22 protein-coding genes are annotated in these 25,382 nt (G+C 63.1%); 7 read left to right on the forward strand and 15 right to left on the reverse strand.

Features of this window, described 5'->3' with window-relative positions; genetic code table 11:
* Window positions 1–11 precede the first annotated feature (11 nt).
* Window positions 12–1,535: an aldehyde dehydrogenase family protein gene (locus D2V17_RS14865; protein ID WP_119593587.1), complete on the forward strand. Its 1,524-nt coding sequence runs from the start codon at window positions 12–14 to the stop codon at window positions 1,533–1,535.
* Here D2V17_RS14865 and D2V17_RS14870 read toward each other — a convergent pair whose 3' ends face one another.
* Genes D2V17_RS14870 through D2V17_RS14880 form a run of 3 tightly spaced genes read right to left on the reverse strand, consistent with a single transcriptional unit; the run spans window position 1,536 to window position 4,526 of the window.
* Window positions 1,536–2,864: an NAD(P)/FAD-dependent oxidoreductase gene (locus D2V17_RS14870; protein ID WP_245978742.1), complete on the reverse strand. Its 1,329-nt coding sequence runs from the start codon at window positions 2,862–2,864 to the stop codon at window positions 1,536–1,538.
* Entirely contained in the window at window positions 2,861–3,283 is a 423-nt protein-coding gene (locus D2V17_RS14875) for a Rid family hydrolase (protein ID WP_119593588.1), read from the reverse strand. The genes D2V17_RS14870 and D2V17_RS14875 overlap by 4 nt, the downstream gene beginning before the upstream one ends.
* A 37-nt stretch (window positions 3,284–3,320) precedes the next feature.
* Complete coding sequence (locus D2V17_RS14880) at window positions 3,321–4,526, reverse strand: ornithine cyclodeaminase family protein (RefSeq protein ID WP_245978743.1); 1,206 nt, start codon at window positions 4,524–4,526, stop codon at window positions 3,321–3,323.
* Between the two features lie 149 nt (window positions 4,527–4,675).
* On the opposite strand from D2V17_RS14880, the gene D2V17_RS14885 reads away from it, so the two are divergent.
* Window positions 4,676–5,740, forward strand: a complete 1,065-nt coding sequence (locus tag D2V17_RS14885; RefSeq protein ID WP_119593590.1) for an AraC family transcriptional regulator — start codon at window positions 4,676–4,678, stop codon at window positions 5,738–5,740.
* A gap of 17 nt (window positions 5,741–5,757) precedes the next feature.
* Here the strand turns inward: D2V17_RS14885 and D2V17_RS14890 are convergent, their stop codons facing one another.
* Window positions 5,758–6,261: a DUF6644 family protein gene (locus D2V17_RS14890; protein ID WP_119593591.1), complete on the reverse strand. Its 504-nt coding sequence runs from the start codon at window positions 6,259–6,261 to the stop codon at window positions 5,758–5,760.
* 54 nt (window positions 6,262–6,315) lie between these two features.
* Entirely contained in the window at window positions 6,316–6,804 is a 489-nt protein-coding gene (locus D2V17_RS14895) for a DUF6644 family protein (RefSeq protein WP_119593592.1), read from the reverse strand.
* 274 nt (window positions 6,805–7,078) lie between these two features.
* Between D2V17_RS14895 and D2V17_RS14900 the strand changes: the two genes are divergently transcribed.
* Entirely contained in the window at window positions 7,079–7,579 is a 501-nt protein-coding gene (locus tag D2V17_RS14900; protein ID WP_119593593.1) for a hypothetical protein, read from the forward strand.
* Window positions 7,580–7,648: 69 nt separating this feature from the next.
* Here the strand turns inward: D2V17_RS14900 and D2V17_RS14905 are convergent, their stop codons facing one another.
* Window positions 7,649–9,931, reverse strand: a complete 2,283-nt coding sequence (locus tag D2V17_RS14905; RefSeq protein WP_191229215.1) for a TonB-dependent receptor — start codon at window positions 9,929–9,931, stop codon at window positions 7,649–7,651.
* Window positions 9,928–11,388, reverse strand: a complete 1,461-nt coding sequence (locus D2V17_RS14910; RefSeq protein WP_191229216.1) for a PepSY-associated TM helix domain-containing protein — start codon at window positions 11,386–11,388, stop codon at window positions 9,928–9,930. Before D2V17_RS14910 ends, D2V17_RS14905 begins: the two co-directional genes overlap by 4 nt.
* A 340-nt stretch (window positions 11,389–11,728) precedes the next feature.
* Here D2V17_RS14910 and D2V17_RS14915 point away from each other — a divergent pair, with 340 nt between their 5' ends.
* On the forward strand, window positions 11,729–12,292 hold the full coding sequence (locus tag D2V17_RS14915) for a YybH family protein (protein ID WP_119593596.1): 564 nt from the start codon (window positions 11,729–11,731) through the stop codon (window positions 12,290–12,292).
* 100 nt (window positions 12,293–12,392) lie between these two features.
* Here D2V17_RS14915 and D2V17_RS14920 read toward each other — a convergent pair whose 3' ends face one another.
* Window positions 12,393–13,304 (reverse strand): fumarylacetoacetate hydrolase family protein, encoded by a 912-nt coding sequence (locus D2V17_RS14920; RefSeq protein WP_119593597.1) that lies wholly within the window; start codon window positions 13,302–13,304, stop codon window positions 12,393–12,395.
* Between the two features lie 51 nt (window positions 13,305–13,355).
* Window positions 13,356–14,483: a cupin domain-containing protein gene (locus D2V17_RS14925; RefSeq protein WP_119593598.1), complete on the reverse strand. Its 1,128-nt coding sequence runs from the start codon at window positions 14,481–14,483 to the stop codon at window positions 13,356–13,358.
* A gap of 144 nt (window positions 14,484–14,627) precedes the next feature.
* On the opposite strand from D2V17_RS14925, the gene D2V17_RS14930 reads away from it, so the two are divergent.
* The 3 genes from D2V17_RS14930 (at window position 14,628) to D2V17_RS14940 (ending at window position 17,319) form a co-directional block, all read left to right on the forward strand.
* Window positions 14,628–15,629: a carbon-nitrogen hydrolase family protein gene (locus tag D2V17_RS14930; protein ID WP_119593599.1), complete on the forward strand. Its 1,002-nt coding sequence runs from the start codon at window positions 14,628–14,630 to the stop codon at window positions 15,627–15,629.
* A 31-nt stretch (window positions 15,630–15,660) separates the two neighbouring features.
* The gene (locus D2V17_RS14935; protein ID WP_119593600.1) at window positions 15,661–16,419 is read left to right on the forward strand and encodes a maleate cis-trans isomerase family protein; all 759 of its coding nucleotides are present in this window, start codon (window positions 15,661–15,663) and stop codon (window positions 16,417–16,419) included.
* Window positions 16,420–16,518: 99 nt separating this feature from the next.
* Window positions 16,519–17,319 (forward strand): SDR family NAD(P)-dependent oxidoreductase, encoded by an 801-nt coding sequence (locus D2V17_RS14940; protein ID WP_119593601.1) that lies wholly within the window; start codon window positions 16,519–16,521, stop codon window positions 17,317–17,319.
* Window positions 17,320–17,343: 24 nt separating this feature from the next.
* On the opposite strand, the gene D2V17_RS14945 is transcribed toward D2V17_RS14940, so the two are convergent.
* From D2V17_RS14945 to D2V17_RS14970, 6 genes are all read right to left on the reverse strand, one after another.
* Window positions 17,344–18,750 (reverse strand): MFS transporter, encoded by a 1,407-nt coding sequence (locus D2V17_RS14945; RefSeq protein ID WP_119593602.1) that lies wholly within the window; start codon window positions 18,748–18,750, stop codon window positions 17,344–17,346.
* A 58-nt stretch (window positions 18,751–18,808) separates the two neighbouring features.
* The gene (locus D2V17_RS14950; RefSeq protein WP_119593603.1) at window positions 18,809–19,405 is read right to left on the reverse strand and encodes an FMN-dependent NADH-azoreductase; all 597 of its coding nucleotides are present in this window, start codon (window positions 19,403–19,405) and stop codon (window positions 18,809–18,811) included.
* Window positions 19,406–19,466: 61 nt separating this feature from the next.
* Window positions 19,467–20,714 (reverse strand): aspartate aminotransferase family protein, encoded by a 1,248-nt coding sequence (locus D2V17_RS14955; protein WP_119593604.1) that lies wholly within the window; start codon window positions 20,712–20,714, stop codon window positions 19,467–19,469.
* 97 nt (window positions 20,715–20,811) lie between these two features.
* Window positions 20,812–23,304: a TonB-dependent receptor gene (locus D2V17_RS14960; RefSeq protein ID WP_119593605.1), complete on the reverse strand. Its 2,493-nt coding sequence runs from the start codon at window positions 23,302–23,304 to the stop codon at window positions 20,812–20,814.
* 180 nt (window positions 23,305–23,484) lie between these two features.
* Entirely contained in the window at window positions 23,485–24,546 is a 1,062-nt protein-coding gene (locus D2V17_RS14965; RefSeq protein WP_191229217.1) for a phosphotransferase, read from the reverse strand.
* Window positions 24,543–25,373 (reverse strand): SDR family oxidoreductase, encoded by an 831-nt coding sequence (locus tag D2V17_RS14970; protein ID WP_119593607.1) that lies wholly within the window; start codon window positions 25,371–25,373, stop codon window positions 24,543–24,545. The genes D2V17_RS14965 and D2V17_RS14970 overlap by 4 nt, the downstream gene beginning before the upstream one ends.
* Between the last annotated feature and the right edge of the window lie 9 nt (window positions 25,374–25,382).

Below are 25,382 nucleotides of genomic sequence, written 5' to 3' on the forward strand. Positions count from 1 at the left end.
CAAACCTCCAGATGCTCGACACGACCCTGCCCGCCACCGCCGACCGCCCCGCAATCGTGCTGCCCGGCGGCAAGCTGCTCCTGAATGGCGAACTGGCCGAGCCGCGCCATGCCCAAGGCACCATCGATGCCATCGACCCGGCCACAGGCGAGCGGATCATGGCCTTTCCCGCCTGCAGCGCCGCCGACGTAGACGTCGCGGTCAAGGCCGCCCAGTCCTGCTTCGAGAGCCGCGAATGGCGCGCCATGCGCCCGCTCGACCGCGGCCGCCTGCTCGAAAACCTCGCCCTGCTGGTGGAGGAAAAGCGCGAAGAGCTGGCCGCACTGGAATCGCTCGACAGCGGCAAGCTGCTGTTCGTCACGCGCAATGTCGATTTGCAGTTCACCATCGACGGCCTGCGCTATTTCGCGGGCTGGGCCTCCAAGATCAACGGCGAGTATGTGACGCACAACCCGCTGATGCCGGAGGACGCGATCTACCGCGCCTATACCCAGCGTCGGCCCATCGGCGTGATCGGCGGCATCACGCCGTGGAACTTCCCCATCGGTCAGGCGATCCAGAAGATCGCGCCTGCCATCGCCTTCGGCTGCACGGTGGTGCTCAAGCCGTCGGAAGAAAGCTCGCTCACCACCATGCGGCTGGGCGAGTTAATCGCCGAGGCCGGTTTTCCGGCAGGGGCCGTCAACATCGTGACCGGAACCGGGGCCGAGGCAGGTGCCGCGCTGGTCGACCATCCGCTGGTGCGCAAGATCGCCTTTACCGGCTCCACGGCCACCGGCCAGCACATCCTTGCAGCCTCCGCCAAAACCATGAAGCGCGTGACGCTGGAACTGGGCGGCAAGTCGCCGACCATCGTCCTCGCCGATGCCGATCTGGAACGTGCGATCCCCGGCGCTGCGGCCGCGATCTATTCCAATTCGGGCCAGATCTGCACCGCCGGTTCGCGCCTGCTGATCGAGGCGCCCGTTTACGATGCCGTCATGGAGGGCGTCGCCCAAATTGCCGACAGCATGAAGCTTGGCTCTCCCTTCGCCAGCGACACGCAGGTCGGCCCGCTGATCTCCGCCCGCCAGCACGAACGGGTCAGCTCGCTGGTCGAGGCCGGTGTGCGCGAAGGCGCGCGAACGGTTGCCGGGGGGCAAAGGCCCGACAAAGCGGGCTGGTATTACCGCCCCACCCTGCTGGCCGATGTGGCGGACGACATGACCGTGATGCGCGAGGAAATCTTCGGGCCGGTGGTCTGCGCCACCCGGATTGAGGATCGCGCGCAAATCGTGAAACAGGCGAACAACACGCCTTATGGGCTGGCGGCCAGCATCTGGACCACTGACCTCGACAGTGCGCATGTTCTGGCAGAGCGTCTCGATGCGGGCACCGTCTGGCTCAACACGCACAATGTGCTCGATCTCGCGATGCCGTTTGGCGGCAGCAAGCTATCGGGTCTGGGCCGTGAATTCGGGACCGAGGCCGTCCATGCCTTTACCGAGCCCAAGGCCGTGTGCATGCGGCTCGAAGGCGTCGACCGGTTCGGCTAATCAGAAGCGATCGGGGCGATAGGTCGACGGATCGATTGACGGGGTTCGCCCCGTCACCAGATCGGCGACCAGTTCGCCAGCCGCAGGCCCGGTGCCGAAGCCGTGCCCGGAAAAGCCCGTCGCCAGAATCAGGCCCGGCATGCGTGCCGCCTCACCGATGACCGGCATCGAATCCGGCGTCACGTCGATCATACCGCCCCATTGCTGTGCGACTTTGGCCTGCGCAAAGGCGGGCCATGCCGCGATCAGGTTGCGCATCGCCTCGTCGTTCAGGCTCTGCTCGACCGGCGGGTCCATCACGCGCACCAGTTCGAATGGCGAGGTCTCGTCGGCCTTCCACCGGCGCGGCAGTTTCAGGTCGTCGAAGAACTCCCGGCCCAGCGATACGCGCAGGTTCTTCCACTGCGCGATCAGCGTGGGCAGATAGTCGAGACCGATCAGCAGGTGGTCGAGCGTCAGCGGAGCGAACAGCGCGCCGCGCTGGGTGATCGTGTAGCCGCCGTCGAGCCGCTTGCGGAACGAGAAATCGGAGCCGCCTACCGCGCAATCGGTCGGCCCTTCCATCGGCTCGGTCCGCAAGACCGAGGCCACCAAAGGCAAGGTCAACAGCCCGATGCCGTGGTTGGCAAGGAACCGGCGCGACCACACGCCGCCCGCCAGCACCACCTGCCCGCAACGGACCTCTCCGCGCTCAGTCACCACACCGCTGACCGCGCCGCCCGCCGTTTCGAGCGTACGCACCGCGCAGTTCTCGACGATCACCGCGCCCTTCGCGATCGCCGCTCGGGCAATGGCGCTGTTGGCGAGGGTCGGCTCTGCCCGTCCGTCCGACGGGGTCACGATCCCGCCGATCCAGCTCTGCGCGCTGCCCGGCACCATCGCCTCGATCTCGCGCGGGGAGAGCATGCGGGAATCGACGCCCGATCCCTTCACATCCTCCAGCCAGCCCGCATAATTCGCCAGCTCGTCCTCGCTGCGCGCGACATAGGTGATGCCCGCCTGCCGGAAACCGCAATCCGCGCCCACGCGCTGCGGCATGCGGGCCCACAGTTCCTCGGCCCGCTGCGCCATTGGCAGGTCGACCGGCGGCCGCATGACCTTGCGCACCCAGCCAAGGTTGCGCGACGACTGCTCGCCAGCAATCCGGCCCTTCTCGATCACCGTCACCGACAGGCCGCGCTCTGCCAGGCACAGCGCAGTCGACAGCCCCACGATACCGCCGCCGATCACGACGACATCGACCTGCGATGGCAGAGCGGCGGACGTGTCCACCGGCTCGATCTGCGGAGCCCGATTGAGAGGCGCCGTCTGGTGCACAGCTTGGCTCACAACGAGACCATCAGTTCCTCGACCTCGGCGTCACGCACCCCGCGGATCGCGACCACGTCGATCTCGACCTTGTAGGTCGTCGACCCGAGCGCGGGGCAGGTCATGGTCAGCGCCGGATTGATGCCGCGCATCCTGTTGCCATAGGTTTCCATGATCGTTTCCACATGCTCGGGAAACTGCACGTAAACGCGCGAGGAAACGACATCCTCCAGCGTGGCATCGACCGAAGCGAGCGCCGCGGCGATGTTGTCCAGCACCTGATGGGTCTGCTCGGCCAGATCCTCCGGGATTTCCTTCGTGCGCGGATTGCGTCCGGCGGTGTTGGACACGAAGATCATGTTGTCCACCGCCACCAGCCGCGAATAGGACCCGTGTTCCTCGAACTTGTTGCCGGTCTTGACCTTGACGACTTTGGGCATGGTGCCTCCGTTCAGCGTAAACGGGAATGCATGGCTGTCACTTCAGCGCAGGCTCTTCCCACAGATTGAGTTTGACGCCGATCCCCTGTGCAACGGCGTTACGATAGACCATGGTTCCCCAGGCGACGTCTTCCACCGCCATTCCGCCCACGGACAGGATGATGATCTCTTCATCGTTCTGGCGGCCGGGCGTATCGCCCGCCACGATCGCGCCCAGATCCTGCAGGTCGGCGCGCGAAAGGCGGCCTTCCTCGATCAGGTCGAACCAGCGCACTCCCACCGCCGGCACATGCACATGGCGCGGCGCGGGAAGTTCCTCGAGATAGGCCTCGTACATGCCGGTGAAGTCGAGCACCTTGCGGATATCATCGGCGATCATGCCTTCATCCGTGTTGCACGGAGCGGGCATGGACAGGAACGCACCGGGCTTGACCCATTCCCTGCGCACCGTGGGATAGATCGACGGATCGCCGGTCGCCACCGAGGCGCAGAAGCTGGCGATGTCGCTCCCTCTGACGGCCTCTTCCTCAGTGCCCACCACCTCGACGGCGAGCTGCGGATAGGTCTGTGCGGCCCATGCCCGGAAGGCGTCGAGATTGGCCTGCCCTCGCCCCTTGATCTTGACCGTGTCGATCAGCGGGCATTCGTTCATGAATGCGGCCAGCGAGGTCCGCGCCATCACGCCGGGGCCAACGAGCCCGACCACGCGCGAATCCTTGCGCGCCAGATGCCGCGCGCCAACCCCCGGCACCGCGCCGGTGCGATAGGCAGACAGCAGGTTGGCCGACATCATCGCCAGCGGCGCGCCCGTGTCCACGTCGTTGAGGACGAAGGTGAGGATCGAGCGCGGCAAGCCCTTGTCACGATTGGCGATGTTCGAGCCATACCACTTCATCCCCGCTGTGCGGAAAGACCCGCCCAGATAGGCCGGCATCGCCATGAAGCGGCGATCGACCGTGGGTTTGGGCATATCGGGAAAGGGAGAGTCTTCGGGAAAGACCACGATGGCGCCGTGCGAATTGTTGCTGCCACCCGCCATCCGGTAATCTCCGGTGTGCAGCAGGCCGAACATCTCCTCCAGCGCGTCGATGCAACGCGGCATGTCGGTGACCCCGGCGCGGATCATGTCGGGCTCCGACAGGTAGAGGAAATCGATGCGCGGCAGGTCCGCCAGCAGCCCTTCATCCTTTTTGTCATTTACGGACGCAGCGGAAGTTCGCTGCGTGGGGTGACTACCTGACAATCTGCTCAACTCCCGCATTTATCGAACCCGTGTGAAGGGTGGATTCACCCTTTCCCCTTGGGTCTGTCGGCTTTCGGGCCTGAGGGCCGAACGGTAAATTGCAGCTAGGGATTGACTGTTTGCATGTTCGGCCAATACCTTCCTTTCAGATGACCGACCCATTGCCCTCAGAAGACAAGGCACCCAAGCCGAAGAGCGAGTTTGGAACCATCCGCCTGATGTTCCTGACGCCCTTGCTCGATGTGCTCTCGGATGTCGGCAAACGGATCGATCCGCTGCTGCGCGAACACGGCATGTTCCGCTCGCAACTGGAGACGCCTTACGAGGTCGTTCCCCTGCATCGCTATGTCGCCCTGCTGGAGACCGCAGCGGCCAGGTTTGACCGGCCATATCTCGGGCTGGAGATGGGGGCATCCTTCGGCCTGACCGACCTCGGCCCGTTCTATGCGCTTCTGCGCGCCTCGGGGAACCTGCGCGGCGCGCTCGATTGCCTGGCCCTGTTCCAGTCCCGCCTGCAGAGCCGCACGCTGTTCCATAGCCGGAAAGACGCGGAGACCTCCACCTACGTCTATCGCATCGAGGAAGAGCGGGTCTGGCCGCGCACGCAGGATTCCGAATTCGCCCTTTCGGGATACGTGCACATCGCCCGCGAGCTGGTCAGCCCGAAATGGGCACCGCGCGAGGTGCATTTCGAACACGCAATCGACGGGCGCAGGGAACGGCTGGAAGACTATTTCAGGGCTCCCGTGCTCGGCAACCAGCTGACCAACGGAATAGTGATCGACAACGACGATCTCGATGCGGGCTTCGCGACCTCCATTCCTTCGGAAGATCACAAGCTGCGCACCATTCTCGAATGGCACCTGCTCGATTTGATGGGGCCCGAAGCCGCGCCGAGCGAGAGCTTCGTATCGCTGACCCGCGACATCATCTCGCGCTGGCTGGGGCGTACCCATATCGACTGCGCCACCGTGGCGGCAGAGCTCAAACTGTCGGAGCGCTCGCTGCGCCGCCGCCTTACGGAAGAGGGCACCTCGTTCCGCGAATTGCTGCAGGATGCGCGGAAGGAACGCGCGCAGACGATCCTGTCGAAGCCCGGCATATCGCTGGCGGTCGCAGCCGAGCAGCTGGGCTATTCCGACGCCGCTGCCTTTTCCCGCGCATTCAAGGAATGGACCGGGTTTTCACCCGGCCGCTTCCCCGGAAAATCCTGATAGGGCAGGCCCGCCCTTTACCAGACCATTTCCAGCGTAAAGCCGATCCAGCGGCCGAGGAAGATCACCACCATCCAGGTGAGCAGCGAGGTAAAACCGGCAAAGCGCGCGGCCCGCGGCGGCGGCAAGGTCTCATCCCATTCGCTGATCCGGCGATAGGCAGTCGAATGGAACCAGGCCATATTGAGACCCGCCACCATCAGCGCCACCATCTTCAGCAGGAAATAGGTGTTCGCCGCGTAGGAAAGCGCGTTCGACATGAACATACCGATGCCGGTCAGCACCGCTAGCACGAAGGCGATCCAGGTATAGGGCAGAAGCTCGCGGATCAGCCTGCTGGCTTCACGTCGGTGCGAGGCCACGCCGACAAGGCGCAGATCAACGATCAGGATCGTGCCGAACACAACCGCCAGCCCCACGACATGCAACGATTCCAGTAGCGGGAAAGCGTTCACGCTCTCACGAATGGACGCGGACAGGGGCAGGTCGTAGATCTGCTGCAGGGTGGTATCGATGCTCACTGGCTTTCCCCTCTGAATTGATAAGCTGACGGCGCGCGCCGCGGGCAGATGCTGTCAGGCGTAGGCGATGAAACGGCCGCAGAAGATGATCGCGCACCAGACCAGCAGCATCAGCCAGGACAGGCCGCGCGATGCCTCGGGCACGGTGATTGCCGACGATCCACCAGCAGTTGCCAGCACCAGGCTTCTGCGGGCGCGCAGGGTCACGAGGCTGGCCCCTGCCACCAGCGCCATCTTGATCCAGAACAGCGTGTTGTTGAGCGTCCGGCCGGGCTCGGCAATCACCAGCAGCGCCCCCGTCAGGAGAAGCACCACAAGTGCCCATTTCATCCATGGCAAATAGCGATGAAGCACGTCGGGGAGCGGACGGTCGGTTGCGAAGATTCCGGCCATCCGCAGTTCGGTCGCGATTGCGGAACCGATCACCACCGCGATCGCGATGATGTGGATGGTCTGCAGGTTGGGAATGACCCAAGTGGTCTCGCGCAGCGCCGTCGAAAATTGCGTTGCGTACAGCCAATCGCTGAAACTTGTCATCGACATCAATCAGTCCCCTCTCGCTGGGCTTTCCCCAAGGAAGCTGACCCGCATTACCCGGAAAGCCCAGCGAGAGGAGGTTACGATAGAGGTACATCGACCGAATCCCGGCAGCTTGCGCAGGGCATTCGCAGTGCAGCGGGGCGGCACCTGCGAGACCGCTGCGAAGGGATGTAACGGCGCTGTAACGTCTCGGTCACCGCATTGCGCTACCGGTATCTGACTGGCGCCGTCAGGATGCTTTGCAACGAGAACTGCATCATCCGAAGGACACTGCCCCGTGACCAGATTCTACGCGAAAAGCCTTTCCCTCATCGTAGCTGCCGGGCTCGTCGGCTGTTCAGGACAGGACGCCGAGCAGCCAGCCGATGTCGATGCCGCGACCAAGTCGCTCATGATCGCGGAAGTCCAGACACAGGCCCAGATCTACTGGAACGCAGTCCAGTTCATCTCCGACGAGAACGGTCTGCGCGAGATCGTGCCGGAAACGGATGCGGATTGGGAGCGCACGGCAGAGGCGGCGAGGCAACTCAGGTCGCTTGGCGAGGAGCTGAAACGGCCAGCCTACGCAGCGGGTCGCGGTTCGGACTGGCAACAGTTTTCGCAAGGGCTGGTCGACGTCGCGGAAAAGACCGAAGCTGCCGCCCTGTCTCGCGACCCGCATCAGGTGCTTGAGGCTGGCGGCGTGCTCTACAATGTCTGCAGCGCCTGCCACGAACATTATATGGAACTGCCAGCCGGATTGTCGCCGAATGCTCCCGAAGCTGGCGATGCACAATAAAAAGGGCCGCAGCGGAGGGGAGAATTCCGCTGCGACCCGTGCAGTTCTGACAAGATTTGTGCCGTCAGATCAGAACGCCACCTCAGCGTTGAAGCCGATGCTGCGCGGCTGCGCGTAGGTGAACCAGTTTGCGTTGTAGCTCGTCTGGTTCCAGAATCCGCCGCCGATCACACCGTGCTTGTTGGTGAGGTTCTGAACGAAGGCGCTGAGGGTGAACCTGCCCATCGTGGCCGATGCGTAGAGGTCGAACTGGGTATAGCCGGGATAGACCTGACGCAGATCGTAGACACCTTCGAAGGGCACGAATTCGCCCAGCCGTTCGCCGACATAGGTCGCCGATCCGCCGATCCTCGCGTCGACCGTTGCGCTCGGGGAGAACGCATAGTCGATCGAGAGCCGTCCCGAATGCTCGCTGGAGAACGGGAGCCTGTCGCCTTCGCGGGCGAAGAAGTTGGCGTCGACCACCGCTTCGCGCAGTGTCGCATCGATATAGGAATACCAGCCGGACAAGGTCAGCCCGTCCGTCGGCCGGGCGGTAAGCGACAGCTCCAGCCCGCGACTGCGCGCCTTACCCGCATTCCCGTTGTAGACGAAGACGTCGAGCACCTGGACGATCTGGATGTCCTTCCAGTCGATGGTGAACAGCGAGACCTCGTATGACAGCGCGCCGTTCGCCAGGTCGCCCTTCGCGCCCAGTTCGTAGTTGACCGTCTTGTCGGGCTTGAACTCGCAGGGCACCTCGGACGGTAGCGCAAGCGGGCCGCAGATCGCATTGGGCCCGCCCGGACGATAGCCCGATGCGACCCGCGCATAGATCATGTGATCGGGCGACGGCTTGAACCGCGGCGAGACCTGATAGGTAAAGGCGCTGCCGCTCGCTTCGGGCTGATTGGTCGAGGGAAATGCGGGTGCCGGATAGGGATCGACCTGGAACCAGTCGTTGTGGTCCATGCTCTGATCGTTGCGACTGTAGCGTCCGCCCAGCTGAATATCGAACTGCTCCGACAGGCGCAGGTCGATATTGGCGAAGGCTGCATATTCCTCGAACTTGATGGTATCGCGCCAGACAATGATGGTGCCGAGCTGCGGCCCGGTTCCATCATCGATGGGCACACCCTGAGGCTGTCCGCTAACCGGGTCGATGGCGGCATTGTCCAGCGAATAGTCGCCATCCTCATTGGTGTAGAACCCGCCCACGATCCAGTCGATGCTCTCGCCGACGGTTCCGGCAAGGCGGGTCTCGTGGGTCCACTTGCCGACATTGTATTCCTGATAGAACAGGTCGCCGAGATCGGTCTGCCCCGGGAACAACGTCGGGAAGACCGGCGCTGCAACCACCAGCGGAGAGGCGCTGAAATCGAGATTATCGAAGCTGTTCGCACGCGAATAGGAGGTGATCGAGGTCAGGTCGACAGCGCCAAGATCGGCATTGATCGTCGCGGTGTACAACTGCGTCTCGGAGCGGCTGCGGCCGGTGCCGGGCATGTCCGTCTGCTGGTAGAAGGAGCCGGTCGTGGTGTCGACGTTCGAGGAGCCATAGATGTTGCGCAGCTGATAAAGCGCGCTGAGGTCGAGCGAGAACGACGCGGTCGGCTCCCACCGGGCCGCCAGCCGCCCGCCCGAGACGCGCGAAGAATTGACGTCGCTCTCGCCCGTTCGCACGTTGTCGATATAGCCCGCTTCCTTGCGGGTGAAGCCGCTCGCCCGCACGGCGAAGGTGTCGCTCACCGGCACGTTGAGCGCGCCGCGCAGGTTATAGCCAACCTCGCCGCTTTCCTTGATCCACGACAGGCCACCCGCGAGCGAGCCACCCAGCGCATCCAGATCCGGTTTCACGGTCACGTATTTAACGAGGCCGCCCATGCTGGCTGCGCCATAGAGCGTGCCCTGCGGCCCGCGCAGCACCTCGACCCGCGCCAGTTCGGACGGGTCCAGATCAGGGGCCGATCCGAACAGGCCGCCCTGGCTGGTGGCACCGCCAAACGGGGCATCGTCGATCGTATAGCCAACCACCGGGTTGCCGCTGACCGGCCCGGTGGTGATGCCGCGGATCGCCAGTTGCGAGCGGTTGTTCTGGAATTGCAGGTTTACGCCTGGAACGGTCGCAAAGAACTCCTGCAGCTTGGTCTGGTTCTGCGTGATCAGGTCACCGCCGCCGACGGCGGAAACGGGCAAAGGCACGTCGCTCAGCAGTTCTTCTCGCTTTTGTGCCGTCACGACGATCTCGCCTGGCTTTTCGTTCAGCCGCGCCTGATCCTGCGCCCAGGCAATTCCGGGTGTCCCGACCAGACAAAGCAGCACAGACCCGGACATCGCCAGCTTTGGCCATCGATCACCACGCGTAGTGTTCATTCGCATTTTGATTTCCCCCATTGCAATTCCCCCCTGGAATTGACTGTCTGCCCGGACCGCCCGGAAGCATTCGCAATATCTCGGATTTTCGGCTGACCTTTGGCCCGTTGCGCAGCGAGCCTCGCCTGACGGCGGCGCCACCACAGCAGCACGCCGGTCGCGGAAATGAGCACCACCGCCATCCCGAACAGCGAAACGGCGATCTGCCAGACGCGCCCTCCGATCGCGGTGACATGCAGCGCAATCAGCCAGCTCGTGATCGTGTTGCCCGCCCGCTGTCCGCGCGGCAGCTGGAGGCCAAGGAAGCGCCCATCGCGCGCGTCGATGGCGATGGTGGCGGCGGTGGCCGGCGAATTGGTCTCGGTGGGATTGCCCTGCGCGTCGAGCAGGTCGCGCGAGGTGTGCATCGAGAAGAAGTAGAGCCCGAGGTCGCGCCGGTATTCGATCGCCGCAGGCTTGCCGATGTCGAAGCCTTCGCGCTGCGCCTGCTCGGCAAAATAGCGCTGGCCCAGTTCGGCGGCCCGGTACCAGTCGACCGGCGGGTCAAGCAGGGGCTCGGCCAGCGGCTCGACCGGCGGATGCTCCTGAAAATGCGCGTATTCTGCGAAATTTTCTATGAAGCGGGCGTAGGGCCCACCCTGATTCAGGACATAGCCCGTCAGCGCAAACAGTATCAGCAGCGGCCACAGCCACAGGCCAGCCGAACGATGAAGGTCAAGCAGCCGGCGGTTCGCCGGAGCACCGGGCGCGATCTTCCAGGCGGTAGACCAGCGCTTCAGGAAGGGGCGGGGCTTTTTGCCGGACCTGCCCGGCTTCGGGCGGGCAGGAAAGGTGAGGTAGCCACCAAGGATCGCTTCCAAGGCAAAGGCAAGAGCGAGGATCCCGAAGATGACAATGCCGATCTCCAGCGGGAAGATCAGCGAATAATGGAGATAATAGAGGAAGGACGGGATCCCTTCCGGGCGCAGCGTGGCCGCCCCGATAATCCGCTGACCGAGCCTTTCACCGGTATAGGGGTTGGCAAAAACCTCGTCATAATCGATGTCCGCGACCTGCCCGGTGCGCGGATCGATTGCTGGCATGACCCGGGAAAACAGCGTTTCGTCAGGCTGTTGCGGGAACTGCAGCGAGAACACATGCGCGCGCGGGTCCTCACGTTCCAGCTGCTCGCGGATGCGCAGAGCGTCCGTGATCGTCCAGCCGTGGTCCTGCGGCTCGACGACCCGCATGCGGGTGTTCAGCGAACGCTCCAGATCGTCGTAAAAAGCGATGATGCTGCCGGTGCCGGCAATAATCACAAGGAACAGCGCAAGACACAGGCCGAGATAGCGGTGGGCCTTTACAATAACGGTCTTGAAGGTCGTCTCACCGTTCAAACCATGTCTCCACCGGAGGGCCCTCGCACCTGCAAGAGCGCCGATCGCCTGCGTCAGCTCGAGACAAGCAGGCTCAGGCAAATACGCATGGCGCTTCGACCTCAACCCCCACCACTACGGACTGACACAATGATGAAATGAGAATGACACACGGTCCCGAATGGCGAATTGCCTTAGCGCTCCGATACGCTGCAATTCCGGCCAGACGCTATATTGACGATGTCGGGATGGCTTTGGGGAATGCGGCCCGAGAGGCATAAAGGTGAGCCATCACACTGGCGGCAGGCCAGATCAGGCCGAAACAACCGCTATTTGGCCGAAACTGGAATGGACGCAGAGCCGCCGCCTCATCAATCTGCTGCGAAGCTTCGGCGAGCCGTTCGCCGGACCATGATCCAGATTGCAACGGGGAAGAAACGCCATGATCGCATCGCTTCGCAATGTCCTGCTCTCGTCCGCCCCGCCCCTGCCCGGGCATGATGACGAAGAGAGCAAAGGCCAGTTTTCGTTGAGCCGTAACGACTTCCTGCGGATGGCGGCAGCTGGCGCGGTGGCGGCCGGGATGTCCGGAAAGGCGATGGCGGCTGGCGCAACAGGGGCTGTACCCCCAGTCACCGATATTGACCTGTTGTACGATGCCTGGCAGCAGCGCTTCAACGACGCCGATCTCGATGGCCTGGTCGACCTTTACATGGAGGATGTGGCCTACATCAATTCGGACGGTGTGCTGATGACCGGCAGGGACAAGGTGCGCGAGGATTTTGCCGGACTGCTCTCGATCAAGCCGACCATCGTGCTCGGTAACCGCAAGCACTATGTCTACCGCGACGTGGCCCTGACCACCAACCACTGGCGGATGAACTTCACCAATCCCGATGGCGCGATGCAGGAAATGACCGGCGGCGGTATCGAGGTGATGACCAGAGACCCGCGCGATGGCGGATGGCGCTATATCATCGACGACGCCTCGCGCTCGGCTTCCTGAACGAAAATTCCAGCCGACAGGAAAGGGGCCGGAAGCCGGCATATCACCGGCTTCCCGCCCCTCTTCTTATGGTCCCTGAAAGACGGCGGCGCCGACCAGGTCAGCCCGCCACGATCGGATGGCGCAGCTTGCCGATGCCGACCACCTCGGCCTCGATCACGTCACCGGGCGACAGGAATTCCTGCGGATCGCGCCCCGCGCCCACACCTTCGGGCGTCCCGGTGGCAATGATATCGCCCGGATCGAGCGTGATGCCCTGGCTGATGTCGGCGATGAGCTCATCGACCTTGAACAGCATGTGGCTGGTGTTGTTGCGCTGCTTTTCCACGCCATTGACCGTCAGCCACAGATCGAGCGTCTGCGGGTCGGGAATCTCGTCGGCAGTGACGATGCACGGGCCCATCGGGCAATAGCTGTCCTGCCCCTTGGAATAGATCCACTGCCCGGCACGGCGGCAATCGCGCGCGCTCATGTCGATCAGCGTGGTATAGCCGAAGACATAAGCCAGCGCCTCCTCGCGCGATACGCGCTGCGCCCGCGTGCCGATGATCGCGCCCAGTTCCACTTCCCAGTCGAGTTGCTGCGTGATGTCGGCCCGGTGCACGATGGGGTCGCCCGGCGCGATGACCGTGGTCGGCGGCTTGGAGAAGATCACCGGCTGCTTCGGCAGCTCGGGCGAGGTATCGAGCGCGCGCGAGCTTTCCGCGACATGGTCGATGTAGTTGAGGCCGATCCCGAACACGTTCTTTTCCGGGCGCGGAATCGGCGCGAGCAGAATGACCGAAGGGAGCGGCAGCGCCCCATCGACCGGCCAGCGGCCTTTCGCCTCCTCGATCAGGTGGCCAAGTTCCGTCACGGCAACCGGGCCAAGGCGGATGAAGTCGAGCATCCGCGAAGGTAGCGGAACGCCGGCGCGGGCACCGATACGGGCAACGTCGACAACCGTACCGTCCACCAGCACGCCGAGGCGCGCCTCCGCTTCGACGGTCGCACGGTAAGTCACTAGGCGCATGGAAATTCCTTCTCAGTCAGATGTTCGGGTTGGCCCAAGAGGGGGCAGCTATCAGGATGCGAGCGGCTGGTATCCGTCATTCTCGGCCAAGCCTTCCACCCGGTATAGTCCGAGCGCGCGCATGGTCGGCAAATCGTGGAAGGAGAACAGGCAGGCATCTTCGCTGCCCGAGCCGTTAACGTGTTCGTGCCACATCCATGAGGGGACGACAAAGATGTCCTTCTCCTTCCAGTCGAAGCGCTTGCCGCCGATGATGGAATGACCATGCCCCTTGGCGCACTGGTAGACGAAACTGCCGACTTCGCGGTGCGCCTTAGTGTGCTCGCCCGGTCGCAGGAGTTGCATGGACGCCCCCATCGTCGACATCGGCGGGCCGCCGGTGAAAGGGTTCACATAGTCCATATGAATGCCATCGTAGGGTGAGCCGTCGGAGACCTTCTCCAACCGGCACAGCGCTTCGTAAGTCGGCTCCCACTCATACTTCAGCAGCGGGGAATAGCGCTTCGACCAGGTTTCCCCGGCGGGCTTCAGGCCGGGACTACCCCAGGTCGAGGTCGAGTCGTCGATGGGGAAGCTGACGGCCTGCTGGAGGTCCGGGTGAACTTCGTAGAAATTGGCTTCGAGCGCGTTCATCAGCGGAATGTCGAGCCCGTCCTGCCAGATGCACACCGAGCCGTCTTCCGCCACCCCGTGTTCATGCCAGGTGCCGTTGGGCGTGAGCACGAAATCGTTGCGGCCGAGCGTCATCTTGTGCCCGTCGACATTGGTGAAAGCGCCGCTGCCCTCCATGATGAAGCGCAGCGCGGAGGCTGAGTGGCGATGGCTCGACGCGACCTCGCCCGGCCCCATGACCTGCAAACCGGTGTAGAGCCAGCCGACTGCGGCGGTGACATCTGTCCGCCCCGGATTGGCAAGGTAAACCACACGGCGGCCAGCCTGTTCGGGACTGACCAGCTTCAAAGCGCGCAGAACATGGTCGCGCAGCCGGTCATATTCCCACAGCACCGGCACCGAGTCCGATTCCGGTTCCCACGGCTCAATCTTGTTGGCGACGGTCCACAGCGCGCCCGCATGCTGCGATTCCAGGTCGTGGTAGAAATCCACCAGTTCCGGCGTGTCGGCCACGTTGGCGCGGCCGAGCATGTCCTCGCGGAATTGATCGTATGTGTCTGTCGCCATCACCGTGCGCCTTTCAAGCCTGCCCCGAGCATCCTATCGAATTTCTTTAAGCTTAAAATATCTTGCGTCACCATGTCAACATGGGGCAAGGAGCGCGGGCGATGTTCGAGGGGGCCGGATGCCCCGCAGCGAGGGAACGCGAGGATGCAGCTTTCGCAATTCAAGGCCGCAACGGTCCAGACCAGCCCGGTTTTTCTCGATGCCCAGGCAACCTGCGCCAAGGCCGCCGCGCTGGTGCGCAAAGCCGCCGACAACGGCGCGGCGCTGGTGGTCTTCCCCGAGGTGTTCGTGGCGGCCTACCCCTACTGGAGCTGGATCACCGATCCGGTCTCATGCAGTCCGTGGTTCGAAAAGCTGGTGCGCGCCTCGATCCTCCTGCCCGGACCGGAAATCGAGACCGTGTGCGAAGCGGCGCGCGCGTGCGGCGTGCATGTGATCATCGGCGTCAACGAACGCAGCCCGGTCTCGCTGGGCACGCTGTACAATACGATGGTCTTCATCGGACCGGACGGCGCCATCATGGGCCGTCATCGCAAGCTGGTGCCGACCTGGGCGGAGAAGCTGACCTGGGCGCCGGGCGACGGATCGGGACTGGTCGTCTACGACACCGCGATCGGCCCCCTTGGCGGGCTGGCTTGCGGCGAGAACACCAACACGCTGGCGCGTTTCTCGCTGCTGGCGCAAGGCGAACTGGTGCATGCGGCGAGCTATATCTCGCTGCCGGTTGCTCCGCCCGATTATGACATGGCCGAAGCAATCAAGGTGCGCGCGATGGCGCATTCGTTCGAAGGCAAGGTGTTCACGGTCGTATCGTGTTCGACCATTTCGGAAGAGATCATCGCCGCGATGGAAGGCCTGGTGCCCGATGCGCGCGAGAAGCTGCAACGCAAGAACAGCGCCTACTCCGGCGTGATCGGCCCCGATGGCCGCGAAGTGTGTGCTCCGCTGATCGACGAGGAAGGCATCGCCTATGCCGACATCGACCTGTCGCGCTGCATCCAGCCCAAGCAGATGCACGACATCATCGGCCACTATAACCGCTTCGACATCTTCGACCTGACGGTGGACCGCACCCCGCGTGCGCCCGTCACCCTGTTCGATCCGGCCCCGGAGAGCGAGGCCGAACCCGCGTCCGACGCCGACTGACGCCCCGCCCTTTCGCCAACGAGGATTTGCCATGAGCCAGAAGCTCCACTTTCGCGTGGGACAGATCGTCCCTTCGTCCAATACCACGATGGAGACCGAAATCCCCGCCATGCTGCGGGCGCGCGAGGCGATCCTGCCCGAGCGCTTCACCTTCCATTCCAGCCGTATGCGGATGAAAAAGGTGGTGAAGGAAGAGCTGGAGGCGATGGACCGCGATTCGGACCGCTGCGCGATGGAACTGTCCGACGCGCGGGTGGACGTGCTGGGCTATGCATGCCTCGTGGCGATCATGAGCATGGGCAAAGGCTATCACCGCGTCTCCGAAAAGCGCTTGCACGAGCGCACGGTTGAGAACGATGGCCCCGCCCCGGTGGTGACGAGTGCCGGCGCGCTGGTGGAAGGGCTGCACCGGCTGGGGGCGAAGACCATCTCCGTCATCTGCCCCTATATGAAGCCGCTGACGCAATTGGTGGTCGACTATATTGAGAGCGAAGGCATCACCGTACGCGATTTCACCGCGCTGGAAATCCCCGACAACCTCGATGTGGGCCGCCACGATCCGCAGCGCCTGCTGGAGATCTACAAGCAGGTCGACATCACCGGCATCGACGCCTTCGTGGCCTCCGCCTGCGTGCAGATGCCCTCGCTGCCGATCATCCAGCCGTTGCAGGACCGCATCGGCATTCCGGTGGTGTCCGCAGCAGTGTGCACGACCCACCAGATGCTCGACAAGCTGGGGCTGGAGCGGCGTGTGCCCGATGCGGGTGCCCTGCTGGGGGGAGGCTACTAAGCCTCGAGCTGACAAAGACGACAAGTCCCCTCAGCCTCGCCGAACCTGGCAGCGAGCCGCGCCTGCGCGCTCGCCACCGTCGATGGAGAAGAAAGCGCCATGAGCCTGGATTTGCGCCTCACTGATCGCGTGGCCATCGTTTCGGGAGGAGGAAGCGGGATTGGCAAGGCCGTCGCGCGCAAGCTGCTGCTGGCCGGTGCCAGAGTCGTCATTGTTTCGCGAAATACCGAGCGGCTGAGCGCAACTGCGGTGGACCTTGGCGACGAAACCGGCGGCGCGATCACGGGCATAGCGGCAGACTGTCGCCAAGAAACCGACCTTGCGGCCATGATTGCACAGGTGGAAGAGACAGTCGGCGCGCCGCAAATGCTCGTCAATTGCGCGGCTGCACCGGGCGGGCTGGTGGGCAATGCGATCGCCGAGGCCAGCCCCGAAAGAATGAAAGAGGATATCGACACCAAGCTGCTGGGGGCCATGCGGCTGGCCCAGTTGTGTGCGCCCTCCATGCGCCAGAGCGGCTGGGGCCGCATCGTCAACATCGGGGGCTTCACCGCCCGCTGCACCGAAGTTCTGAGCGGGATGCGCAATGCCGCCATGGTGCATTTCACGAAGACGCTATCCGACGAACTGGGGCGGGACGGCATCACCGTAAACATCGTTCACCCCGGCGTGACACGGACGGAAAAGGTGATGCAATCGTTCGCCCGGCGCGCAGAATGGGCCGGGACCAGCTATGCCGCCATCAATGCGCTTGAAGGAGAGCCAGCGGCGTTGAAGCGCACCTTGTCTCCGGACGAAGTGGCCAACTTGGTCCTGTTCCTGGTCTCCCCTGCGGCAAGCGGCATCACCGGCGAGTCCATCGCGGTTGATGCTGGTCTCTCCCGCGCGGTTTATCTCTGACGGGCGGCTTACTGCCGCGCCCGATCAGGCCGCCACTGCGATCCCGCCGTCGAGCAGCCTTTTGCGCTGCACTTCCTCGCCATAAGGGCGCAAGCCCAGCGCGATGCAGAGGACCGCGAAGGGCACCAGCAGCGTCGCGGTGATGGCGAGCGCTTCCCATAAACGGCTTTCATCCCCGACCACATACTTGGTGATGAGAGCGATACCCAGCGTACCCAGAGCGCCAGTCACCGTGAACAGGAAGACATAGATCGCCGTCACCTGCCCTCGCATTTCGTTGGGGGTGATGAGCTGAAACGCCGCGTTCTGCGGCACTCCGGCAGCAAGCGCGAACATCGCGCTCAGCGCCATCATGATCAGCGCCAGCTCTCCGTTGGGCATAATCGTCGAGAGGATTGCCGCAGGCGCGGCCAGAGCAAACAGTATGCCCATCGCGCGGACATGCGCGTCGGCATATTTGCGGCTCAGCCATTCGGTGAGCCGCATGCCGATAAAGGCACCCGCAATTGATGTTACGAACAGGATAGGCGCGAGGAATGCGCCGATCTCGGCCTCGCTCCAGCCATAGGTGCGGATCATGAAGGGCGAGCGCCAGTTGTGCAGACTGAGCGATTCCAGCGCACAGAACACCACCCCCAGCAGCAACGGAAAGTAGACCCGGCGGCGATGCCACATCTCCTTTACCACCTCGATCAAGGTTGGGGCGGCATGGCTCTCCACCTCACCCTTGCGCGCCGGTTCACGGATGGCGAGCAACCCGATGGCAATCGGCAACCCCGGTGCTGCAGCGATGATCATCGCCCATTGCCATGCCCTTATCTCCAGCCCGAAAAAGCTGATCGGCCCCCAATCGAGGGCGACGGCGAGCAGATAGCCGCCCGCGGCCAGCCCCAGCGTTGTCCCTGCAACGAAGCCGATCTGGAAGAACGCAATCGCGCGCGGCACCAGCCGGGGCGGGAACAGGTCAGCAATCAGCGAGTAGGAGCCCGGCGCATGGGCCGAGGTTCCCACCCCCACCAGCATCCGCGTGGCAAACAGCGCCGAGAAACTCTGCGCCAGCCCCCCGAGCGCCGATGTGACGCTGCTGAACAGCAACCCGTATGCCAGCACATGCTTGCGCGAATAGAGGTCGACCAGCCGCGCGAGGGGGATGCCGACCAGCACATAGATCAGGATCGTGCCCGGACCGATCAGCCAGCCAAGCTGCTCATCGGTCAGTTCCAGATCGATCTTGATCCTTTCGGTAACCACCGAGAATACCGATGCGTTGAGGAAGTTGAGCGCAGTGGCCGCAACGATCATCGCAAGCGCAAAGTAGGCTGCCCCGCGCGAGGGCCAGTCCGCTCCGTTATCCTCCGCCCGATCGTGAGGAGATGCCGACATGAGGAACGGTTCGGCGGGCATGGCGGTATCCTGCACAGTCGGGGGCATGCACCGCGCCCACCCCTGCTCGAAGAGCGAAGCGCGGTGCCAATCCGGATGGGGTCGATCAGAGTTTGGCGATCTCCGCCTTGGCCTCGGCAATCGCGGCCTCGCGCATTTCCGGGCCGAAGCCGGTCTTGTCCGCGCGGATGATTTCGATGTCGGGAATGCCGATCAGTGCGAAGAACACCTTCAGCATGCTCTCCTGATGCTCCGCGGGATCGCCCGCTTCGTACATGCCGCCCTGAGCCGAAACCACGATCACGCGGCGGCCACCAGCCAGCCCCTGCGGGCCCGCTTCGGAATAGCTGAACGACAAGCCGGGGATCGCCAACCGGTCGAGCCAGGCCTTGAGCTGCGAGGGGACGGAGAAATTGTACATCGGCGCGCCGATCACAACGATGTCGGATGAGGTGAACTCGTCGAACACTTCCCGTTCCGCCGGCACCGCAGCCTTCATGTCATCCGTCTGCATTTCGGGCGGTGCGCGCAAGGCGCCGGTGGCAACCTCGTCCATATGCGGCAGAGGAGCCACCGCAAGGTCGCGATAGACCACCCTGGCCTCGGGATGCTTGGCCCGGAAATGCTCGACCGCTGCTTCGGTCAGTTCGCGGCTTACCGAAGCCGGGCCGGACGTAGAGCTATCGATCTTGAGAATTTGCATGAACTTTCCTTCTGTTTGAATTGTGAATTCTGGTTGGCAGGAAGCCGCGTAGAATGGCGCGTCAGCGGCCTGCTTCGGAGCGCAGAACCTGCGCGAGGACGTCCAACAGGAAATCCACTTCGCTGCGCTTCACCGGCAGCGGCGGACGGACCTTGAGCGCAGCATTGCCCCGTCCGGCAGCGCCGATCAGAACACCCTTATCGCGCATCGCGTTGACGATGCGCGCGGCGACCTCTCCCGACGGGGTCTGGACGCCCTGAAACAGGCCGCTGCCGCGCAGTGCTGTGATGCTGTCGTGGTCCCGGGCCAGCGCCTCCAGCCCGAGACGCAGGTAGGCCCCGGTCTCGCGGGCATTCTGCACCAGCCCTTCCTGCTCGATGACATCCAGTGTGGCGAGCGCGGCAGCGGACGAAACAGTGTTTCCGCCGAAAGTGTTGAAATAGCGCTGGTGACTGCGGAATGCCTCGGCAATCGAACGCTTGGTGACGAGCGCGGCGACCGGGTGGCCGTTGCCCATCGGCTTACCCATCGTCACGAAGTCGGGAACGATGCCGTGGCGCGAAAAGCCCCACATCCCGCCGCCGGTGCGCCCAAAGCCCGGCTGCACCTCGTCGGCGATGAACATTGCGCCCGCGGCATGAATTTCTTCCAGGGCAGGCTTGAGGAAGCCCGCCGGATCAGAAATCGCTCCGTCGCTGCCGAAGATCGTGTCGACCAGCAAGGCCGCCGGCTTCACGCCTTGCGCCTGCATCCGATCGAGGCATTCGCGCACCAGCCGGCCAAATTCCTGCTCGTCCTGCATCTCCAGCGGCACCTGGATGGTGAAGACGTCACGCCCGGTCGGCAAGCCGGTGACTGGCGACATGCCTTGCAGCAGATCGGTCGTGCCGTGATAGGCACAGTCGGTCACGATCACGCCCGTGCCGCCGGTCAGCATCCGGGCAATGCGGATCGCCAGATCGTTGGCCTCGCTGCCCGAATTGGTCAGGATCACCGACCCCATATCCGAGGGCATGGTAGCAAGCAGCCGTTCGGCAAGCTCGACCGGCTTGTCGGTCAGATAGCGGGTGTGGGTGTTCAGCTTGCGCGCCTGCTCTACGGTGCGTTCGACGATATAGGGGTGGCAGTGTCCCGCCACCGGCACGTTATTGTAGGCATCCAGATATTTGCGCCCCTGCGCATCGTGGAGCCACACGCCCTCGCCCCGCACGACATGGATGGGATGTTCGTAAAACAGGCGGTAGCTGGGCGAAAGCACCGCGTCGCGCCGTGCCTGCAACAGTTCGCTATCGGTTATCTCGTTTTGCAAAACTCATCTCCGCACATGCTGGTGACGCACCGGATGCCTTCGGCGGCCTCCGGGAAGAGCACTCCACCCACTTGCGCCGTGGGTGGAGTGCATGGGCTCAGAACTCGCGGTTCAGCGTGACCGCCCATTGCCGCGGCGCGCCCGGGCTGACGGAAACCGTGCCCGACTGCATCGACTGGTCGAAACGCGTGTTCTCGTAGTATTTGTCGCCGAGGTTGGTGACCTCCAGCGAGACCTTCCAATCCCGAGCAGCACTGGCCCAGGTCAGCCGCGCGTTGGCGAGGAAGTACTCGTCGATCCGGTTGTTGGGCCCGTTGACCGCCTCGGTGTAAACCTCGCTTTGATAGGAACCGTCCAACCGCAGGCTCAGCAGACCGGCATCGCCATCGAAGACATCGTACTGGAGCCCGGCGCTCGCCTTCCATTCAGGCGTAAACGGGGTGACCATATCCAGCGTAATGCCAGACCCCGGAGCGACATTCCGGTACTTGAAATCGAGATAGCTGCCGGAAAAGTCGACCGACAGACTGTCTGCCGGGAAAATGAACAGTTCCGCTTCCAATCCGCGCACCCTCGCCGTGCCGCCGTTATTCGGTTGAAAACAGGGTGTGATCGGACAGGCAAGCAAGTTTACAATGATGTCTTTATAATCATTGGCGAATGCAGCGAGATTGACCCGCAACCTCCTGTCGAGAAGATCGGTTTTCAGCCCCACTTCGTAGGACGTGATGGTCTCCGGTGCGAAGGAGGACAGCTGCCCGACATCCTGCGGAACACCGTTGACCGGGTCGATCTGGCCATTCGCCACCGGCAGGACCGTTCCGGGGGCGAAGAAGGGGCGAGGGTTCACCCCACCCGCACGATACCCCGTACCGATCTGGCCATAGGCGAGCACTGCATCGGAGAAGCGGTAATCGACAGCCACACGCCAGTCGAACCGGTCCCCTTTGTACTGGTCGGTCAAGCCATTGAGACCGACCTGCGAACAGTTGGGTGCGTTTGCGGGATCGAACGGCGCGAGGCCCGGCAGGCAGGGCGTGCCGGGCACCGTACCATCCGGATTGCGGCGGAAATACTCCTGCCCCTTCTCGTCCCATGACTGGCGGACACCGGCTGAAACACGCAAACTTTCGGTAAGCTTGAAATCACCGTTCAGGAACAGCGCTTTGGAGTTGCTGTCGCTATCTTCCGGGCCGTGCAGGAAATTCAGACCGGCATAGGTCAGATCGAAGCGGCCGGAGAAGGTGGTCGTGCCTTTGAAGTAAAATCCGCCAGCCGTGAGGTTGAGCCGCTGGTCGAGAAACGATGCGCTGGCCCGCAGTTCCTGTGTGAACTGCCAGTTGTCCATGGTCTGCAACGCAATCTGGTTCTGGATCGGTGAGCCGTCGGCATCTTCTGCAAAGCTCGCCTTGTACGCGCGGTATGCGGTAACCGATTTCAGCTCCAGATTCTCGTTAGCCCGCCAGGTAATATTACCCGACAACCCGTAGGAATCGAGGTGCGAAATAATCGGAATGCTGAACGGTGTGAAGGGATCTTGCGCAGTGGGCTGACGCGTATCGCTGAAGGTCGAGTAGGTCCAGTACGGCTGCGGCCCGGCGCTGTCGCAGGAGTTCACGCCATAGGGCACGAAGCGGCAGTCATAGGGCACGGGCGCCGTTGCCGGGTTGCCATCGTCGATCGTCAGCCGCGGGTTGTTGGCATAGCGCAGCACGTCCCCGCCAGCTTCCGACTTGTCGCGGGTGATGTCGCCAATCAGGCCGATCTCAAGGTCCGAGGCCGGCTCCCAGTTGAGATAGAGCCGCCCCGCAACTAGCGACTTGCCGCCCAGTGTGCCCAGCTCGCACCCACCGTTCAGCGTGGCGCTGGCGGGCACGCCCGACCCCGGATGGGTGCAGGCATAGTCCATCCGCTTGATAAAACCGTCGCTGTTCTTCGAGACGACAGACACACGTGCCGCCAGCGCGTCGGTGACGGCGAAGTCGGCCATCGCCCTGCCGTCAAGCCGGTTCTGCGAGCCGACCGTGACCGATACCAGCCCGGACCCGTCGCCTGTCGGCTTGTTCGAGAATATCTTGACCGCACCGCCGATAGAGTTGCGTCCGGCCAGCGTCCCTTGTGGGCCCCGCAGCACTTCGACACGGCCAATATCCAGCAAATCCACCAGCGAGCCGGTAATGGTCGAATAATACACGTCGTCGACGTAGATGCCGACACCGGGCTCCAGCGCGGGAATGAAGTCCGACTGGCCCACGCCGCGGATGAAGGCGAGCATGGTCGAACCATAGCCCTGACCTTGCGGGGCCAATGTCACGTTCGGAGCCTGACGGGCGATCTCGTAAACGCTGGTCTGACTGCGTGCCTCAAGCATTTCGCCGGTCACTGCAGTGATGGCGATCGGCGTGTCCTGCAAATTTTCGCTGCGCATCGTGGCGGTAACGATGATGGTGCTGGCCTGATTGTCTGCCGACGCACTCTGCGCGCTGTCCTGCGCCAAGACCTGGCCGCTGCACAACACCGACGAAATCGCCGTGGCCAGAGCAAGATTGTTACGGGATAAGCGAAAGCCCTTATGCTGAAAATGGAACATGAACCCCCCTTTAGGTCGCTGGGTCAACTATCGCGGAACGGCTGGCCCAACCCGGCTCATCCCGTGCGAGTTATCAACGATAACGCGTATTTTTTTGGCAACAAGACACTAATTTGACCATCAGTGTTTATTTTCTGCAACAGACGTATTTTCTCGAAAAATTAGCTATACGATTGATTTTTAAATCAAAAAATCACCATCAGCCTGCAAGGCAAGGCCTTGCGCGAAGACGATTCGCCATTCGAAGAATTCTCGCCCGAATGCCGCGAAGTGGGCTCCATCGGGATTCTGCTGGCGATACCAGCTGGTCAGGATCAGATTTTGCACGATTCGCCCCGCGACCAACCACGGCAGGAGCGCAACTTCGTGCTCGTCGAGCGGATTTTTCTTCCTGTATGCCGTAACAAATTCATGCATGGCGTCAGGCGCGGACTCGGCCGTAGAGAGCTGTCCGACTACGCCAACCGCAACGTCGGCGATCCGATAGGTGTGGATGGCATCGCCAAAGTCGATGATACCAGTGATCCGCGCCGGATCGTCCGGGTCGACAATGATGTTCCCGCCATTCATGTCGTTGTGCACAAAGCGTCGGGGCAACTGTGCCAGACGCGGCGACACGCTCCTGGAATAGCGCTCCAGAAAGCTCTCGACGAAATCGGCAAAATGCAGCGTCTGGATCTGCGGCATCAGCAACCGAAGCTCCAGCAGATGCCGCAGGTCCCAGATCAGCGGGCGATGCATGTAAGGGTGCGAGAAGCCCTCCAGAGCAATGGCCAGCTCCCCCAACAAAGTGCCACAATGGCGATGCTGGCGCGGGCTGCGCTCGGCACTGAAGGCCGGCACGCCGTCCAGGAAGCTATAGGCGATGGCCGCCCGCTCCCGCCCCGCCTCGTCGACGAAATGCGTGATCGCTTGACCTGCCGCATTGGCCGCCAACCGCGGCACCGGCAGGCCCGGCGCGCGCTGCTCCAGATAGGCAAGCACCGCAGCCAGCAACTCGGCTTCTTGGGGCGGCTGCGCGGCACCGAAGATTTTAAAGACCAGCGACTTTCCAGCGGTGTCGCTGACCCGATAGTTCTGGTCACGCTCTGCACTAAGAGCGCTAAAGGCTCCGCCGAACCCGAACCGGCTGCGCAGCACGTCACGCACCAGGTCTTCGCCGACAATGTGACTGTCTGCCTTGCCCAAGGCGGGCAACAATGCCTCCAGCGAAGAAGACGTTTGCAGAGCCCCTGTGCTCACTGTGCCGCCTCGCCTGCAAAACTGCTGCGCATCCAGGCGAAGAACGCATCCTCCGGCAGGCTGCGCCGCTTGGCGAGAATGGCCTGCGTATCACCGCCGATGGGGTAGCGCAGGCGATCACTCGTGTCGCATGCCGCCGCCAAGGTGGCCTCGGCAGTTTCCTCGATGGTGGTAAGGTCGGACGGATAGTTGGCCCGCATGGATGCCTGAAAGGCCGCCACTCCCTTGTCGTAGGGCGCGGGCGTCAGACCGCCGGCACGATCCTGCGCGCTCTCGCCGAAGCGGGTATCGGGCGCGAGGCCCGGCTCCAGCAACCGCACTGTGATGCCGAACGGCCGCACCTCATAGGCCAGCGCTTCGGAAAAGCCCTCGATCGCCCACTTGCTCGCGCCATAGACCGACATGAACGGCATCGGCGCAATCGCCATGCTCGATGTCATATTGAGGATCGCGCCCCCGCCGCTTTCCCTCATCACGGGAATGACGGCACGGCACATGGCCATGGTGCCGAACAGATTGGCCGAGAAGATGTCGTGTATCAGCGCGTCGGGGGTAAACTCGATAGCCGACATGGCCCCGATCCCGGCGTTGTTCACCAGCACATCGATGCCGCCGAAGGCCTGCTGCGCCTGCACCACCGCAGTGTCGATGCTGGCCTGATCGGTCACGTCGAGTTGCACCAGCCGCAAACGCGCATGCGCTTCGAACAGCGCCGGGTCAGGGCGGCGCATGCTCGCCACCACGTTCCAGCCCGCAGCGAGAAACCTCTGGGCAATTGCCTTGCCAAATCCTGACGATGCGCCGGTGACGAGTACCGTTTTGGCCATGCTCATATC

The sequence above is a fragment of the Aurantiacibacter xanthus genome, from assembly GCF_003584015.1.
Taxonomy (GTDB): domain Bacteria; phylum Pseudomonadota; class Alphaproteobacteria; order Sphingomonadales; family Sphingomonadaceae; genus Alteraurantiacibacter; species Alteraurantiacibacter xanthus.